This window comes from Acinetobacter sp. TW_SC_4 (assembly GCF_054861205.1).
In genome coordinates, this window is record NZ_CM142174.1 from 940,217 (window position 1) to 953,347 (window position 13,131).

A 13,131-nucleotide genomic window follows, 5' to 3' on the forward strand; every position below is an offset into this window, starting at 1 on the left:
GAGTCAAATATGTCAGCTAAAGACGTAAAATTTGGTGATTCAGCTCGTTCAAAAATGATTGCTGGTGTGAACATCCTTGCAGATGCGGTGAAAGTGACTTTAGGTCCTAAAGGCCGTAACGTTGTAATCGACCGTTCTTTCGGTGCACCGCACATCACTAAAGATGGTGTATCTGTTGCGAAAGAAATCACCCTAAAAGACAAATTCGAAAATATGGGTGCGCAACTGGTTCGTGAAGTTTCTTCAAAAACCAATGATATCGCAGGTGACGGTACAACGACTGCGACTGTATTGGCTCAAGCAATCCTGAACGAAGGGATCAAGTCAGTAACAGCGGGTATGAACCCAATGGATCTGAAACGCGGTATCGACCTTGCAGTGAAAACTGTTGTTGAAAATATTAAACAAACTGCAAAACCAGCTTCTGACTCTAAAGCGATTGAGCAAGTTGGTTCGATCTCTGCAAACTCTGACACCACTGTTGGTTCTCTGATTGCACAAGCAATGGAAAAAGTGGGCAAAGAAGGCGTAATCACTGTTGAAGAAGGTTCAGGCTTTGAAGATTCGCTTGATGTTGTAGAAGGTATGCAGTTTGACCGCGGTTATATCTCTCCATACTTCGCAAACAAACAAGACACTTTAACTGCTGAACTTGAAAGCCCATACATCCTGTTGGTTGACAAGAAAATTAGCAATATCCGTGAATTGATCACTGTTTTGGAAGCTGTTGCGAAAACTGGTAAGCCTCTTCTTATCATCGCTGAAGATGTTGAAGGCGAAGCACTAGCAACTCTTGTTGTAAACAACATGCGCGGCATTATCAAAGTATGTGCTGTTAAAGCTCCTGGCTTCGGTGACCGTCGTAAAGCAATGCTTCAAGATATCGCGATCCTGACAGGCGGTACTGTGATTTCTGAAGAAATCGGTATGCAGTTAGATCAAACTTTACTTGAACACTTAGGTACTGCGCATAAAGTAACTGTATCTAAAGAAAATACAGTGATTGTTGATGGTGCTGGTGATGCAAATCAGATTTCTGAGCGTGTTCAGCAAATTCGTGCACAAATCGAAGAATCTACTTCTGAATACGACAAAGAAAAACTTCAAGAACGTGTTGCTAAATTGGCAGGTGGTGTAGCAGTTATCAAAATTGGTGCTGCAACTGAAGTTGAAATGAAAGAGAAGAAAGACCGTGTAGACGACGCACTTCACGCAACTCGTGCTGCAGTTGAAGAAGGTGTTGTTGCAGGTGGTGGTGTTGCACTGGTACGTGCTGCATCTGCACTTGATGGTTTAACTGGTGCAAACGATGACCAAAACGTTGGTATTAATATCCTTCGTCGTGCAATCGAAGCTCCTCTTCGTCAAATCGTAGCAAATGCTGGTGATGAGCCATCTGTAGTGATCAATGCTGTGAAGAACGGTGAAGGTAACTATGGCTATAACGCTGCGACAGGCGAATACGGTGACATGCTGGAAATGGGTATCCTGGATCCTGCGAAAGTAACTCGTTCAGCACTTGAGCATGCAGCTTCTGTTGCTGGCTTGATGTTAACAACAGAATGTATGATTACTGAAATTCCAGAAGAAAAACCAGCTATGCCTGATATGGGCGGCATGGGTGGTATGGGCGGTATGATGTAATTCATCGTTCGATCATATGATGTAAAAAATCCCCGCATTTGCGGGGATTTTTTATTAAGTTAGAAAATGATTAAGGTGATTTTTTAACTAATTTATAATTCAGATTACTCTGTATTTCCTTACCTGTTTCTATATCACGAGCTTCAACGAAATTATCACCTACATAAAACTTCCTGTTTTCAGCTTTTCCATCTAGGACGATAATAGAAGGTTGTTGAGAATCGAAAGTGAAGCTACCTTTGGTCTCAGTTTCATTATTTCCAGTTTTACCTAAATATTCCTCACTCAATTCATAAGTTTTGTCAGGATTAAGATCTAGTTCAACTTTAATCCCTTCGCAGTCAGCACATGGGAAAACACCTTCATATTCACCTGCCCAGTTTGAGTTAACAGTAGCTTTACTGGTCATCTCAGTACTCATATTGCTTTGACTATTTGTAGTCTCTGTAGTAACAGGAGCATTTGTGGTATTAGATTGAGTATCTGCACTGGCCATATCGCGGTCATTCTGTTTAGAACATGCACTTAAACTAGTAACCGTTACTACCAGTAAAGCAGGCCATAGTATTTTTTTCATTGAAGATCATCCTCTTGTTCTTCTGTTCTAGGATTTACATTAGAAGTATGAGCTATCAATATACAGAGGGATCTTGTTAAAAATTGATTCGTTAAGTGAAACGGATTAAATATATGTAGATGAGAAACTAAGATAATTAAAATACAAAATAAGCGATTGGTTTTCTTTAGTTTTATTTTATAAACCTTAAGGTTATGATTTGATAGAAATAATTATTAAAAAGAGCGGTCATGAAAGCAGAACAGGAAAATAATATCATCGCGAAAATTTATGATGCTGCTTTATTGCCTGCTTTATGGCTGGAGGTCATTCAGGATATTGTGCAATATACCCAGAGTCATAGTGCAATTTTTACCAGCCTTGATCAATTCAATCCAGCCTATGACTTTGTTTATACTTACAATATCCCGGAAGAAAGTCTGGCTGCTTATCAGGAGGAACGGATTCGGGTCATTGATATGAAGCTGCACATGCCTCTATGGAATGAAATTGATATGGGGGAGGCACTTAATCAGGACTGCCGTCATTATGCGGATCAACCTGGAACAGAACAGTATATTTTTTATGAAAAATGCCTTAAGCCTACAGGGATAGGGTATATGGCGGGAGTATTGCTGGACAGAGGAAACTATCGCTGGGCAGTCATGGGACTACATCGTGCTCCACACACTCAAGGTTTTGAAGCAGCTGAACTGAATTTTCTCAAACGGATCGGCATACATTTGCGTCGCTCTTTACAGATTCATCGGCAAATCAGTTTGGTACAACAAGACAATATCAGCTTATATACTGTATTGGACTGTTTAAAAATCGGTATTATTTTGCTGGATCAGGATCTCAAGTTATCTTATTCAAATCCACTGGCACAAAGCATGATTGAAGCTTCAACGTGTTTGGAAATGGATATACATAACCGTCTGAAAACACCGGTAGGTGATCAGGAACGTCTGGAAAGATTGCTATCCAGTGCTTTGCTGGAAGAGACCAGTATGCCGAGTGAAATAGGCGGGGTCTTGGCTCTGCAGGATTCTAAAATGCAGCAATTGATGCTCACTGTTGTGTCTTTTAAAAGATTAAAAAAGATGCAGCAATTTTCTGAAGCTCAGCATCAGATTGCCGTATTTATGACAGACAAAAATCGGCATTATTCATTATCCAGAGCTTATTTACAGCAAGCATATCAACTGTCAAAACGTGAATTTGATTTGTGTGAGCTTTTAATCAATGGCTATAAATTAGAAGAAATTGCGGCGAAATGTGGGATCACTTTAAGTTCAGTACGCACTTATTTTAAGAATATTTATGAAAAAACTGACTGCACTTCACAAATTGAACTGATGCACTTATTGATGGGATGTACGATTCATTTTGAACATATTAATTAAACCTACCTAAAGATAATTCTTTAGGTAGACTGTGCTCATTATCTAACGCGCTGTAATGTTACAGGACCTTCACCTTGTGGATGCAAGATCAGAGTTTCAGCCGATACATTGATGTTTGCAATGGTCTTGCTGCCATCGGAACTGTCTTGTAATCCGCCACATTCATTGGTATCGAATAAAACTTCAGTGGTTGTGAGTGTATTACCTGAAAGAGTAAATTTGCCATATTCAATTCCAGGCCAGCCACAATCATCTCCGCCTTCAGTGTCCAGGAAGAAATAATAGTTTGTGTCAAAGAAGGCAAATAAATGGGTGTCACTAAATCTCCAAGCACCTACCAGACCATTAGCAGACTGTTTGACGCGGCTTAACCGGTATTCGGTATTGATCCCCGGTTCTGTCAGAATTAAGGTCGTTCCATCATAGTTTAAGGTGTAAGGTTTGCCTTTTGCAGGATCTGAGAGTCCCCATTCACCATTACTGTCTTGAATAATGCGCGGTGAAATCACGCTGGTAGTTGCGTTCCAGTTTAACTCTCCAGTTTCAATGCCAGGTGTCCCATCACCGTCAGCAGCTTCTGCTTGACCTAAGGCATAACGGCCATCTTCTAAAATATGGATCAGTACAGCGCTGTTTGCATTACGGCCAATTTCCCAAGTACCGGCAATATCTTTATAGAAAGTTGACTGGAAGTTTCCCGCAGCTTTTTCAGGTGTAATCAATTTTTCTGTGGTAACTACGCCTGTTGATACCACATCTGTAGCAAATGCTGTAGGGGCCTTAGAAAAATCTAAACTTTGATTAAGAAGGGCATTAGCAGCTTCAGTACTGATGCTAATCCCATTGTCATGATTACTGTCTGTATCTAAAGACTGTAAAAACACCATCAGATTGGTACGTGCAATTTCAGTTTGTGCTAAATCTGAAGGCCTAACACGTTCTTTAGCTTCAATTTCTTGACCTAGTTGTACGTCACCAATCAGGAATTTAACCTTTTCTCCGTCATTAAATTTAAATTCACCTTTTTCATTAGTAACCCCTTCAGCACCACTACTGGTGATATATGTTACCCCTGAGATAATTCCATCTGTCAGTACACCAGTTTCGGTCCCGACCGGAGCTGTAGGTGGAACAGGTGATGAACCCTCTGTACGATCATTATCTGAACCGCCACATGCTGTAAGTAACCCCGCTAAGGCAAGACAAATTAAAGTCTTTTTCATGAAAATCTTCCTAAAATTTATTATGTCAGCGAAGTATAGAAAGAAAGCTAAAATCAACATATTCTAAAATTAGGATGGAAAAATATATAAATCAGTAAAATAAATTGAACTCACTATTTGCTTAAAAGAATGAGCTTGCTATAGGAAGTGAAAAAAGGAAGATTCAAATAACAATAAATTGAAAACTCTTCCTAAAATTTAAAAATACAAATATATATTAATTGGTGATTTATTGATCAGTATGCACTATCTATATTCTGCTGCATTGTTAGACTGTGGCGAAATTTTGACAATGATTGTGATGTAGCTGTGTTTGAAAATTTAGCTGAGAAAACTTTAAATTTAATGGGCTGGAAAACCGATGACCAATGGCCCGAAGACCTTGATCAATGTGTGATGATTGCAGCGCCACATACCAGTAACTGGGATGCACTATATGCACGTTTGGCCTTAAAGGCATTAAAAGTGAATGTGCGCCTGACCATTAAAGACAGCTATATGAAATTTCCATTTGGGCCTTTTGTACGTGCAATGGGTGGAATTGGTATTGACCGTCGTCCCAAACAACCGGGTGAGCCACGTCCAAGCATGGTTCAGGCCATGACGGATTTATTTAAAGAACATTCTAAACTAGTCATGTTGGTTACACCGGAAGGCACACGTGCCCGTCAGGAACAATGGAAAACCGGTTTTTATCATGTGGCGATCAATGCGGGTGTGCCAATTGCGCTGGCTTATATGGATTATGCAAAAAAAGAAGCGGGCGTAGGTAAAATCATTTATCCAACAGGAAATTATGAACAGGATATGGCTGAGATCATGGCGTTCTATGCCAATGTTGAACCCAAATTTCCTGAAAAATTCAGTATTGATCAACGCTATTTTTAATTTCAGGAAAAATAAAAGCAGAGGGATGGACTCTGCTTTTCTGTACGATATATAAATACTGAATTTAATTTTGATTCTCTTCAGATAAAATTCCCCCCAGATTCTGGCAGGCATCTTTATAAAGATTGTATTGCTGTTCTACCACTTCATATAAAGGCAGGTCAAAAGGCTCTTTACCTTGATGATATTGCTCAATATAAGACTCGACCTTGGTTTTGCTGCTGTACAGCATGTGTTGATAATAATCCGTCATACTACTGTGTGGCATTTGCGCTGTATCAATCTTGGCACAATTGAAGTTTTGCAGAAGCTGTTCTGACTTTTTAAGATCATTGGACATACAACCTGCCAGTAATATGCTACTGAGCAATGCCGTTAGGAGTTTCATAGAAAAAGATGAACTTTGATGGGGAGCGCACTATTGTAGAAGCAAATGCGCTATGCAAAAGTAGTTTTATTCAACAACTGGTCAAAAAATAGAAGAATAAAATTTAGAATCTCATTCTTCCTTGGCAATCTTTAACCTTTAACCAGTCCGCCATCGACAATCAGGTTTTGACCTGTCACTGCACGTGAATAAGGTGACAGGAACATCAGAATAGCAGACGCAAATTCCTCAGGTGTAATCACGCGGCGCAGAGGAGTGGACTGAGCAATCAGGTCAAAGACAAAGTCAGGTGTTGCTTTACTTGCATCAGTGGTTTGCAGTAATCCGCCTGAAAGCATGTTCACGTTAATCCCATACTGACCAAGATCTTGCGCAGTAGTTCGGGTAAAGGCCAATAGCGCCGCTTTCGCAGTCGTATAATCATGATAAGGAACGACAGGGTTTTGAACCAGGTTAGTCCCAATATTCACGATACGACCAAAATGTGCCTGTTTCATATCTTCTAATGCAGCTTGTGTTGTATTTAAACAGGCCTGAACTGCTCCACTAAACTGACGGGACATACTTTCCCAGGTCAGATCTTCAACTTTAGGTCGCTCATCACCATTAAACTCAAACTGCACCAGCGCATTATTAATAACGGAATGGACGGCTTCTCCGAAATGGGCCTTGCTGGCAGCAAATAAAGCTTTTACTTGGTCAGCTTGTGTTACATCTGCCTGATAGGCAAAGACCTGATCAGGATACTGATTTTGTAAAGCTTCAGCTTGGGTTTTGCTGCTATGGTAATTTACTACCACACGTGCACCTTCCTGTATCAGGAGCTGGGTAATGGCTAGACCCAATCCACGTGCACCACCAGTGACAAGGGCAATTTGATCACGAATTTGCATTGCTTATATCCGCCTGAGAATCATTCGGGCTAACATAACAGCAATAGGGCTGAAAGCAAAGTGATGTAAGGTTTTAGAGCTGCTCTATCGCGCAAATGAGTCAATGCCTTCCTTAATCAGGAGAAAGCAGCCCGAGCTGAAGAGTAAGCCTAAGACAATCTGTTTAAAACGTAATTCTGATATTCGATGAAACAGACGTGCGCCTAAAATAGCGGGAATACTTACAGCTAGAATGAGTACCGCCATATAGGGAAGGTGAGTCTGATTTAAGCTGCCTTGCAGTAAATAGGCGGCTAAGGTAAACACCTGTATGGCAAAATTAAAATGACGCAATATGTAGCGCTGCTGTTCTTTCGGCAGCTGTTTCAGCATTAACCAGGCAGATGGTACAGAACCACAGAATCCCCCTAAACCTCCTAAAATGCCACCAACCAAACCAATCCCTGCATCCGCAGTTTTGCCTGAATGTTGAATCAATTTAATCTGTGGATTCAGCAGCATTAGTGGACACCAGATCACGAGAAATATACCAAGAAAAATACGAAAAGTGCCCGCTTCAACGATATTCAGTAACCAGGTACCGAGTGGGACACCGATCAGACCTGCAATTAAATAAGGTAGATATAAGGCTCGGTGCAGGTGAGGAAGTTTAGGCTCATTAGATAATGAAATGAGGTGACTCCACACCGAGGCAAAAACCACTAAAGGCGCAGCAAGTTGAGGACTCAATCCCCATACCCAGAATGATATGGCAATTAATGCAAAAGCAAAGCCGGTAAGTTCCTGTACAAATCCCGCGATAATTGCACCAAGAATAAAGAGTAGCCAGGTCGTCATAAAAATCAGGGTATTGGAAAAGTTTGTAGTATTCAAAATATGGTCAGAAAAACCAAGCAGATCCTTAGCTGTATTTATGCGAATCTAAGTGTAAATATGCATAAATGATTTTTATTAAATCCGAGACAAATCCTTTAATTAAGTATGGAAAATGAACAAAATCATACAAGAGTGCAACAATGGCTCCGCGTACTCTTCATGAAATCACTTGATACTAATTGAGGGCGGTATAGAGGTGATGAACATGAAAAAAATGATATTACTGTCATCCGTATTGGCAGTAGCGCTAACAGGCTGTGTGGTTGATCCTTGGGATGAAGGTTATCGCGGTCATCATGATCGTAATGGACATTATGATCGGGATCGTGGTGATAAGGACTGGAAAAAACATAAAGATCATCGTGACTGGAAACGTGATAGAGGAGATCGGGACTGGCGTCGTAATCGTTAACCATTATCTTCTATTTATAAAAAAGGATTCCTTAAAGGAAGTAATCCTTTTTTATTTAAGTATTTAATATAAGTAAGTCTTAAGCTGCTTTTTTCTGATACAGCCCTGCGCGTACTGTGCCGGCTTTGGTATTTTTGATTAAATGCCATGAACTTGGCAGCTTCAATGTACTCAGTTCACGATCGGCTTCTACATAGATAAAACCATCTTCTTTAATCAGTGGATCAGTCTGAGTAGCCAGAGTTTCCCATAAATCCAGACTATAAGGTGGGTCTAGAAAGACCAGATCAAATTGCTGTTTCAGGCTGGTTAAGGCTTGTTGTGCTGTCGCAATTTTAAGTTGCGCACGTGCTTTGGTGACTTTGAGTAATTCCAGATTTTGGGTGAGGAATTGTGCCTGAGTACGATCCGGCTCAATCATCACCACTGAAGCTGCACCACGTGATAATGCTTCAAAGGATAAAGCGCCTGAACCGGTACACAGATCCAAGACACAGGCATTCTGGACATCCCACATCAGCCAGTTAAACAAAGTTTCACGCACACGGTCAGGTGTAGGACGTAATCCTTCAATACTGGCAAAAGCCAATTGACGGCGTTTCCAGTCACCACCAATAATTCTAAGTTGATTTTTCATGAATTATTCCTGATCGTCATTGGCTGCAGGAGCAGAGCGAGAAGTTGCAGGTTGCGGATTGTTTGACTGTGCATGGGTCGCCTGACTGCCTTCTTGGGTTGGGCTCGCATTCGGATCTGCACTTAACATATTCGGTCCACTTGGCAATTCACCCGGTTTAATACCTGCTGTCATGAGACCGCCACTAATTTGATGGCCTGCAGGATGAATCGGATTTTTATCGCGAGACAGTAACCAGTAGTCAAATAACGGTTTAGCCAGTTGAGCAGCAGAACCCCCATGTCGACCATTTTCCCAGACAACGACTACTGCAATTTCAGGGGTTTCAGCAGGAGCAAAACCAACAAACAGACCATGATCCAGCTGGCGTTCAGTCAGCAGGGCTTCATTATAGCGTTTACCCTGGGCAATACTTTTCACCTGTGCCGTACCAGTTTTACCTGCAATTTGATACATTGGTGTGCGGATTCCGCGACCTGTACCTGACTGAACCACATCAATCATGGCATCACGCATTTTAATCCAGTCGTCTGGTTGACCGTCAAAGTCGATTTTACCATTAGGGGCATTATGTACTGTAAAAGGTTTGGCACCCTTACTTTCACGCAGTACGTGAGGCGTAACATGTGAGCCTTGATTCGCTGTAATAGCAGTTGCCATAGCAAGCTGTAAAGGTGTTGCGGTAAATGCGCCTTGGCCAATACTCACCGAAATGGTTTCACCACGTGACCATTTGGATTTACGGGTACGCATTTTCCATTCAGGACTTGGGTAAAGACCTGAGCTTTCACTTGGTAAATCTACACCGGTTTTTTCGCCAAAGCCGAACTGGCGCATCCAGCTATTCATTTTTTCAATGCCCATGCGGTAGGACATGACATAGAAATAGGTGTCGCAGGACACCACTTGCGCCTTATGCAGGTTCACAGCACCATGACCAGTTTTCTTATGGTCACGGAAGCGGTGACTATCGCCCGGCAAGGTAAAGTAGCCCGGGTCAGAAATCGCTGTACTCCAGTCGACCAATCCATAATGCAGACCGCCCATACCAAACATCGGTTTGATCGTTGAACCTGGAGGATAAGCCCCTTGAACCGCACGGTTATAAAGTGGCTGATCCAAACTGTCACGAAGGCCTGAATAGTCTTTGCTACTAATCCCGGTGACAAATAAATTAGGGTTAAAACTTGGACTGGAAACCAGCGCCAGAATTTCACCTGTACGTGGGTCAATCGCGACAATAGCACCGCGACGACCGGCCAGTTGCTCTGTGGCAATGGTTTGTAGACCATAATCTAGTGACAAATACAGATCATTACCGCGTACCGGCTCTTTACGGCCTAAATGACGCAGGACATTACCGAAAGCATCAGCTTCGACTGACTCATTCCCTGGCACACCATGTAAGAGATCTTCATAGTATTTTTCTACCCCAATTTTCCCGATCAGGTTAGACCCGGCATAGAGATCCTTATCAATTTCTTTAAGTTCTTTGTCATTAATGCGGCCGACATAACCAATCACATGCGCAAAGAGTTCACCATGCGGATAGTAACGAGTCATCTGGGTTTCAATATTGACGCCCGGAAATAGATATTTTACTTCACTAAAACGGGCAATATCATTTTCATTCAGATTCAGCTTGATCGATACCCGCTCAGTTTTACGCGCCGTCTTGACTCGTGCCTGAAAACGTTCAATATCTTCTTCAGTCAATTCCAGAATCGGTGTAAGACGTTTCAGCGTATCATCAATATCTTGCACATCGGCGCGGCTTAAGGTAGCTGTGAAAACAGGATAATTATCGGCAAGTAAAATACCGTTACGATCATAAATATAGCCACGTGCGGGCGCTAAGGGCTGCAGACGAATACGGTTCTGGTCAGAAGCCGTAGAGAAGGTTTCAAAATTAAAAATTTGCAAATAGGCATAGCGGCTGACCAGCAGCAGCATAAAGAAAACCACAATACCGACAGAGATCCAGACCCGACTGTTATAGATGCGCTTTTCTTGTTGTGCATTTTTTAAAGGAAAGTGCTGCTTCATACGCGATCGACTTAAGACCAGAGGGAAAGGAATCAAAGTGGAGTATTCTAGCGCAACTGTACGGGATTTGATAATGAAAAACTGGCTGTAGCAATTCCTGTGTTTAAACTTTGACTTTGCAGACATAAAAATTGTAAAGTGCTGTATACAAGAGTTTTAATAATTCTGATAAAGTCAAAATTAAATAAAAATAGGACTCTACCAAAAACTATAATTAAGGAAGATGGTGAAGGAATGAACAAAGTTTACCCTTTGTTGGCATTTGCATTCTTTGCAAATGGGGGATATGCACATGATCAAGTGAATAATACGACAAACAGAACTGAGGATCGTGAGCCTAAAGTATTTAATGTTGGGGTCGGTTTTACCCAGAAACTTATCCATCTAAACACTGAATGGGTGAATCCTTATGGGATTGCTTATGTGAAAGGTGGTGCTTTTCTCAACGATGATCGTACAGTTGGAGCACAAGTTGGCTTTCGTTATCCTGTACACCTCACCGGCAAGGACAAAAATGGTTATTATATAGGGGCTTATGCCGGTCATATCGATAGCAAACAGGTTGATGGCAAATACGAAAGCCGTTTAGGTGGGGGCATTGATCTGGCGTATGTTTTGCTTAGTTCAGAACGGATCAGCAGTTTTAGTATCGGTATTGGGGCGGGGGAGAAATTACAGGACAGTAATGGTCGCGTTGTAGCCGAAACTGAACCCAGACTACAATTCTCCTATACTTTAAGTATCGGTTTATAGACAAAATATTCAACTTTATTAATACCTGTATTCTGTGAACAAAAAATTAAATATGGAATTTATGCATGCTTGAGTACGTCAATGAATTGTGGCAAGCCTTCTTGAATCGCCCAGATTTTTGGGCAGTGCTCAGCATTATCCCAGTGACCGCATTCGTAACATGGGCTCACGTGTGGATGGCGCTAAAAATGGTGTTTTATCCAATTAATTTTTGGGGTTTTCATGTCGGGCCTGTTCCTGTTGGCTGGCAAGGTATTGTGCCGCGTAAAGCTGGAAGAATCTCAGGAATTATCACGGATAATACCTTATCTAAATTGGGCTCCATCCAGGAGTTCTTGCAGGCAATGGATCCGGATGATATGGCACGTATTATCGGGGAACAGGTCGGTTTTGAACTCGAACATCTGATTGATGAAGTCATGATGGACCGTAATGCGGTGCTATGGGAAAACTTGCCTTATTCAATCAAGCGCCGTATTTATGCCCAAGCCCATAAACAGCTGCCACAGGTATTAAAAGAATTAGTGACTGAACTGACCATGAACGTCGAGTCACTGGTCGATATGCGCGACATGGTGGTCAGTCAAATGGAAGGCGATCGCCGTTTAATGGTGCGCATGTTCCTGAAAGTGGGGCAGAAAGAAATCAACTTTATCTGGCATATCAGTGCCCTGATCGGGATGTTCTTTGGCCTGTTTCAGATGGTGGTCTGGTTTGTGGTGCCATGGCACTGGACCGTACCGTTCTGGGCGGCTATCTGGGGCTTTCTGACCAACTGGATTGCGATCTGGATGGTGTTTAATCCGGTAGAACCGCATTATATTAAATACCCGCAATTCTTTAAGCGTACGGCTGATCATAGATTCCCTTGGATCAAACCGGTGATTCCAAGAATTGGCACCTTTAACATACAAGGCGCATTTATGAAACGTCAGGAGGAAGTCTCTGACGTATTTGCAAGTGTGGTCACAGAAGATCTGATTACGCTAAAATCGATCATGACAGAAATGATGTATGGTGGTAAAAAAGATAAAACCCGCCGTATTGTCAAACGTCATATTAACGAAATTATGGAAACACCGCTGGTTCGGACCTCTTTACAGCTGTCTTTAGGGCCAAAAGAGTATGCAAAACTCAAGACAGACTTGATCGATCGCTCGATTGAAATTACGATGGTGCCTGTAAGCGACCCTGCGTTTAATGCGAGCCGTGCACAGAAGATCTACCAAATGTTTAGAGACCGCATACGTGATTTGACGCCTAACGAGTTTCAGAATCTATTACGTCCTGCCTTTCAGGAAGATGAATGGATCTTGATTGTCCTGGGGGGAGTTACCGGTTTTGTTGCGGGTTTAATCCATTTGTTTGTGGCTTTCTTATAATTAGATGCCAAAGAGCAGCACACGTTT

General features: G+C 41.9%; 13 protein-coding genes. 6 read left to right on the plus strand and 7 right to left on the minus strand.

Features of this window, described 5'->3' with window-relative positions:
- Window positions 1–9 precede the first annotated feature (9 nt).
- Window positions 10–1,644 carry a chaperonin GroEL gene (gene groL / locus ACWM1W_RS04410; protein ID WP_461603307.1) on the plus strand — a complete coding sequence of 545 codons (1,635 nt, stop codon included), beginning with the start codon at window positions 10–12 and terminating at the stop codon, window positions 1,642–1,644.
- 70 nt (window positions 1,645–1,714) lie between these two features.
- Here the strand turns inward: groL and ACWM1W_RS04415 are convergent, their stop codons facing one another.
- A complete protein-coding gene (locus ACWM1W_RS04415; protein WP_104426422.1) occupies window positions 1,715–2,221 on the minus strand; it encodes a copper resistance protein NlpE in 507 nt (168 codons plus the stop codon).
- A 230-nt stretch (window positions 2,222–2,451) separates the two neighbouring features.
- Between ACWM1W_RS04415 and ACWM1W_RS04420 the strand changes: the two genes are divergently transcribed.
- Window positions 2,452–3,606, plus strand: a complete 1,155-nt coding sequence (locus ACWM1W_RS04420) for a helix-turn-helix transcriptional regulator (RefSeq protein ID WP_214001448.1) — start codon at window positions 2,452–2,454, stop codon at window positions 3,604–3,606.
- 38 nt (window positions 3,607–3,644) lie between these two features.
- Here the strand turns inward: ACWM1W_RS04420 and ACWM1W_RS04425 are convergent, their stop codons facing one another.
- Entirely contained in the window at window positions 3,645–4,829 is a 1,185-nt protein-coding gene (locus ACWM1W_RS04425; RefSeq protein WP_208462427.1) for a putative periplasmic lipoprotein, read from the minus strand.
- 309 nt (window positions 4,830–5,138) lie between these two features.
- Between ACWM1W_RS04425 and ACWM1W_RS04430 the strand changes: the two genes are divergently transcribed.
- The gene (locus tag ACWM1W_RS04430) at window positions 5,139–5,717 is read left to right on the plus strand and encodes a 1-acyl-sn-glycerol-3-phosphate acyltransferase (RefSeq protein ID WP_208462428.1); all 579 of its coding nucleotides are present in this window, start codon (window positions 5,139–5,141) and stop codon (window positions 5,715–5,717) included.
- A 64-nt stretch (window positions 5,718–5,781) separates the two neighbouring features.
- On the opposite strand, the gene ACWM1W_RS04435 is transcribed toward ACWM1W_RS04430, so the two are convergent.
- The 3 genes from ACWM1W_RS04435 to ACWM1W_RS04445 form a co-directional block, all read right to left on the minus strand.
- A complete protein-coding gene (locus ACWM1W_RS04435) occupies window positions 5,782–6,105 on the minus strand; it encodes a hypothetical protein (RefSeq protein ID WP_208462429.1) in 324 nt (107 codons plus the stop codon).
- A 131-nt stretch (window positions 6,106–6,236) separates the two neighbouring features.
- Window positions 6,237–6,998 carry a 3-oxoacyl-ACP reductase gene (locus ACWM1W_RS04440; protein ID WP_208462430.1) on the minus strand — a complete coding sequence of 254 codons (762 nt, stop codon included), beginning with the start codon at window positions 6,996–6,998 and terminating at the stop codon, window positions 6,237–6,239.
- 84 nt (window positions 6,999–7,082) lie between these two features.
- Entirely contained in the window at window positions 7,083–7,835 is a 753-nt protein-coding gene (locus ACWM1W_RS04445; RefSeq protein ID WP_208462438.1) for a sulfite exporter TauE/SafE family protein, read from the minus strand.
- 244 nt (window positions 7,836–8,079) lie between these two features.
- Here ACWM1W_RS04445 and ACWM1W_RS04450 point away from each other — a divergent pair, with 244 nt between their 5' ends.
- A complete protein-coding gene (locus tag ACWM1W_RS04450; protein WP_004782913.1) occupies window positions 8,080–8,286 on the plus strand; it encodes a hypothetical protein in 207 nt (68 codons plus the stop codon).
- A 79-nt stretch (window positions 8,287–8,365) separates the two neighbouring features.
- On the opposite strand, the gene rsmD is transcribed toward ACWM1W_RS04450, so the two are convergent.
- Window positions 8,366–8,923 (minus strand): 16S rRNA (guanine(966)-N(2))-methyltransferase RsmD, encoded by a 558-nt coding sequence (rsmD, locus tag ACWM1W_RS04455; RefSeq protein WP_104426417.1) that lies wholly within the window; start codon window positions 8,921–8,923, stop codon window positions 8,366–8,368.
- Between the two features lie 3 nt (window positions 8,924–8,926).
- Window positions 8,927–10,969, minus strand: a complete 2,043-nt coding sequence (gene mrdA, locus ACWM1W_RS04460) for a penicillin-binding protein 2 (RefSeq protein WP_175967164.1) — start codon at window positions 10,967–10,969, stop codon at window positions 8,927–8,929.
- Between the two features lie 234 nt (window positions 10,970–11,203).
- Here mrdA and ACWM1W_RS04465 point away from each other — a divergent pair, with 234 nt between their 5' ends.
- Entirely contained in the window at window positions 11,204–11,722 is a 519-nt protein-coding gene (locus tag ACWM1W_RS04465; RefSeq protein WP_208462431.1) for a hypothetical protein, read from the plus strand.
- 65 nt (window positions 11,723–11,787) lie between these two features.
- Entirely contained in the window at window positions 11,788–13,104 is a 1,317-nt protein-coding gene (locus tag ACWM1W_RS04470; RefSeq protein WP_375725715.1) for a DUF445 domain-containing protein, read from the plus strand.
- The last annotated feature ends 27 nt before the right edge of the window (window positions 13,105–13,131 follow it).

Bases quoted from the DNA above. Each gene is read 5' to 3' on its own strand.
- groL (WP_461603307.1), top strand. From the start codon at position 10: ATGTCAGCTAAAGACGTAAAATTTGGTGATTCAGCTCGTTCAAAAATG.
- ACWM1W_RS04415 (WP_104426422.1), bottom strand. From the start codon at position 2,221: ATGAAAAAAATACTATGGCCTGCTTTACTGGTAGTAACGGTTACTAGT.
- ACWM1W_RS04420 (WP_214001448.1), top strand. From the start codon at position 2,452: ATGAAAGCAGAACAGGAAAATAATATCATCGCGAAAATTTATGATGCT.
- ACWM1W_RS04425 (WP_208462427.1), bottom strand. From the start codon at position 4,829: ATGAAAAAGACTTTAATTTGTCTTGCCTTAGCGGGGTTACTTACAGCA.
- ACWM1W_RS04435 (WP_208462429.1), bottom strand. From the start codon at position 6,105: ATGAAACTCCTAACGGCATTGCTCAGTAGCATATTACTGGCAGGTTGT.
- ACWM1W_RS04440 (WP_208462430.1), bottom strand. From the start codon at position 6,998: ATGCAAATTCGTGATCAAATTGCCCTTGTCACTGGTGGTGCACGTGGA.
- ACWM1W_RS04445 (WP_208462438.1), bottom strand. From the start codon at position 7,835: ATGACGACCTGGCTACTCTTTATTCTTGGTGCAATTATCGCGGGATTT.
- ACWM1W_RS04450 (WP_004782913.1), top strand. From the start codon at position 8,080: ATGAAAAAAATGATATTACTGTCATCCGTATTGGCAGTAGCGCTAACA.
- rsmD (WP_104426417.1), bottom strand. From the start codon at position 8,923: ATGAAAAATCAACTTAGAATTATTGGTGGTGACTGGAAACGCCGTCAA.
- mrdA (WP_175967164.1), bottom strand. From the start codon at position 10,969: ATGAAGCAGCACTTTCCTTTAAAAAATGCACAACAAGAAAAGCGCATC.
- ACWM1W_RS04465 (WP_208462431.1), top strand. From the start codon at position 11,204: ATGAACAAAGTTTACCCTTTGTTGGCATTTGCATTCTTTGCAAATGGG.
- ACWM1W_RS04470 (WP_375725715.1), top strand. From the start codon at position 11,788: ATGCTTGAGTACGTCAATGAATTGTGGCAAGCCTTCTTGAATCGCCCA.